The following is a 2,887-nucleotide window of genomic DNA, read 5'->3' as shown; positions in this document are numbered from 1 at the left end:
CGCAAGCCGGCGCGAACCGTGGTGGCTGGTCTCTGCCCGCCCGATTGCGCGCGCGGATAGAAGGTTCGTGAAACATCGACATATGGCGCGAACTGGCGGTTGAACTCGTATCGCGCCTGAAGGCCGACATCGGTCTGGTAGGGTCCCCTGCGCACGGTTGCATCAAGGTTCGAGGCCGACCACTCCACATTGATGTACGGACGCGCGATGAAACGATTCGTCAGCAAAAAGTCGTTCTCGAACCGGGTGCGCGCAGACACCTTGCCATCGTCGCGAACAAACAGTTTCAGGTCCACGTCAAAGGCATAGGGCGCGAGGCCGCGCACGCCAACGGCGAGGTAAGTGCGCTGACCGGGCCGCTCGTCACGACGCAGGCCCACCTGCGCGTCCCAAAACGGGGCGATGTAGCGGCCGTAGAGCAGTTGCAGTTCCGCAGTTTCGGTTCGACCCCCCGCGCGTTCTCCGTCAAACTGATACCACAGGCGGTTGAAGTCGCCACCGATCCAGCCGTCCACATTGAATGACTGGCTTGAGCCCGCCTGGCCGCGTATCTTACCGGTTCCGGCTTCGACCCTGGTGTAGGAGTAAATCGACTCGTCTTCCATGGCCTGAGCAGACAGGGCGGACAAGCCGAGGGCCGCAGCGACGAGCCAGCGCAGCGATGCTATTTGTTGGGGATAGTTGTTGGTCATGGCAAGGTTCAGGCTACTTCGACGAGACGCATCATGCCGGTCGCTGCGTGGTAAAAAAGATGACAGTGGAAGGCCCAGGTACCTTCATCTTCGTAGGTGACATCAAGCTCCACCGTTTGCGCCGGTGGCACGATGATGGTGTGCTTGCGCGGACCGAAGGCGCCATTGCCATTGACCAGTTCCATAAATACACCATGCAGGTGCATGGGGTGCTCCATCATGGTTTCGTTGACCATCTTGATGCGTACACGCTCCCCAAGGCCTATCTTGAAGGGCTTGGCGTTGGAAAGTTTTTTGTCGTTCATCGACCAGAAATAACGCGTCATGTCGCCGGTCAACCGTACCAAAAGTTCTCTTTCTGGTGCACGGTTGTCGGCGTTGCGGGTGGCAGCGCGCAGCAGCGCGTATTTCAGGCGGCGCAGTCCGTCCTCATCCATCGGGGCAGTGATCGGGGCGGCGGCCGTCTGGTCCGACATGCCGGGCATGCCTGCCATCGAATCCGCCGGCTTCGCTGCTGGCGCCGGCTTGCCCGACGCTGACATGCCAGGCATGTCGGCCATGGCCTTGTCGGCAGGCTTCGACGGCATGGCCATAGACGCGCCTGGCGTATTGGCGGCTGGTTTGCCCATATCCATACCCGCCATGCCCGCCATGGCAGCATTTGCAGCGGGTTTGGTATCCATGCCGGGCATTCCGGCCATGCCTGAAGCATCTGCCGCACCCGAGGTACTGGCTGAGCCGCTCATGTCCATGCCCGCCATACCCATGTCGGCCATCGTACGTACCGGCTTCGGGCCCATTGCGGGTACTGGGGCGCTCATGCCCAACTCTGGGGCCAATGTTCCCAGTGCGTAGCCAATGCGTGCGATGGTAGGCACAAAAATGCTGTAAGCCTTGGCTTCCTTCGGTTGCACGATCACATCGTAGGTTTCACCATTGCCGATGCGGAACTCATCGACTTCGACCGGGCTCACGTTCTGACCGTCGGCCTGCACCACAGTCATGGGCAGGCCCGGAATCCGGACATCGAACATATTCATCGGCGAGGCGTTGATGAAGCGCAGTCGCACACGTTCGCCGGGCTTGAAAAGCGCGGTCCAGTTTTCGGCAGGCTTTTTGCCCGCCATCAGGAAAGTCCACTCGTCGCCGCCATCGCTGAAGTCGGTCGGGTCCATGCGCATCTTGGCCCATTCCATGCGATCATTCCAGATGGCTTCACGCGCCTTCTTGTCGGGTGCGTTGCGCAACTGGGCAAGGAATTGCGGCGTCGTGATTCGCCGGTAGTTGTAGAAACCATCAACCTTCTTCAGGTTCGCCAGCACCTGCTGCGGTGGCGTGTCGTTCCAGTCCGAAAGCATCACAATGTATTCACGGTCGTACTTGAACGGGTCGGGCGTGATCGGGTCGATGACGATGGGGGCGAAATACCCGGCCGCCTCTTGCAGCGCCGCATGGCTGTGGTACCAGTACGTCCCCGACTGGCGCAGCTTGAAGCGGTAGGTAAAGGTTTCTCCCGGCTGAATGCCCGGAAAGGTAACGCCGGGCACGCCGTCCTCGCTGTTGGGCACCAGTAAGCCATGCCAGTGAACGCCGGTGATTTCGCGAAGTTGATTGGCCACGCGAATAACGACTTCGTCGCCCTCGCGGAAACGCAACACAGGCCCCGGCATGGTGCCGTTGATGGTGATGCCCATGGCCGGCTTGCCAGTGATATTGAGCGCCGTTTCGGCAATCGTCAGGTCGTAGGTGCGATCAACGGGTACCGCGCCAATCTCAACAGCGCGCAGCTGTGCCCATGCGGGTGGAAGCGCCCCCAGGGCGCCCAAGCTAAGCAGCGACTGCAGCGATCTGCGTTTCAGTTCATCCATGGTGATCTTTTTTTGAATAAGTGACGTGATAGAAGTTGCGCCGACCGCGTCGGCGTTCCTTCTGTCCTCTGCTTACTGAGCAACTTCCATGCTGGTCACGACTATCGCGCCGTCCGATTTTTCAGCCTTGAATTTGACTTTGCTACCCACCTGGACCTTGTCCAGCAAGGCCGCGTCTTTGACCTTGAAAACCATGGTCATGCCGGGCATATCGAGGTTTTTGATATCGCCGTGCTTCAAGGTAATTTTCTGGTTTTCCTTGTCGATCTTGCGAACCTCACCTTCTGTCGCGGTAGCTGTTGCCGACGTGCCCATGGCCATGCCCGG

Annotated in this window: 3 protein-coding genes; all 3 read right to left on the bottom strand. The window is 59.6% G+C overall.

Annotated elements, in window-relative coordinates; translation table 11 throughout:
• Positions 1–692, bottom strand: a 692-nt coding sequence (locus tag ACFQND_RS12355; RefSeq protein ID WP_377413651.1) for a copper resistance protein B, incomplete at its 3' end; no start/stop codon positions are given.
• 8 nt (positions 693–700) lie between these two features.
• Entirely contained in the window at positions 701–2,560 is a 1,860-nt protein-coding gene (locus ACFQND_RS12350; protein ID WP_377413648.1) for a copper resistance system multicopper oxidase, read from the bottom strand.
• A 72-nt stretch (positions 2,561–2,632) separates the two neighbouring features.
• Positions 2,633–2,881, bottom strand: coding sequence for a copper-binding protein (locus tag ACFQND_RS12345; protein WP_377413654.1), 249 nt, complete (start codon positions 2,879–2,881; stop codon positions 2,633–2,635).
• Positions 2,882–2,887: the final 6 nt, after the last annotated feature.

It is taken from the genome of Polaromonas aquatica (assembly GCF_042659145.1).
In the GTDB taxonomy this organism is placed as follows: domain Bacteria; phylum Pseudomonadota; class Gammaproteobacteria; order Burkholderiales; family Burkholderiaceae_C; genus Polaromonas; species Polaromonas aquatica.
This window is presented reverse-complemented; position numbering and strand designations above follow the sequence as displayed.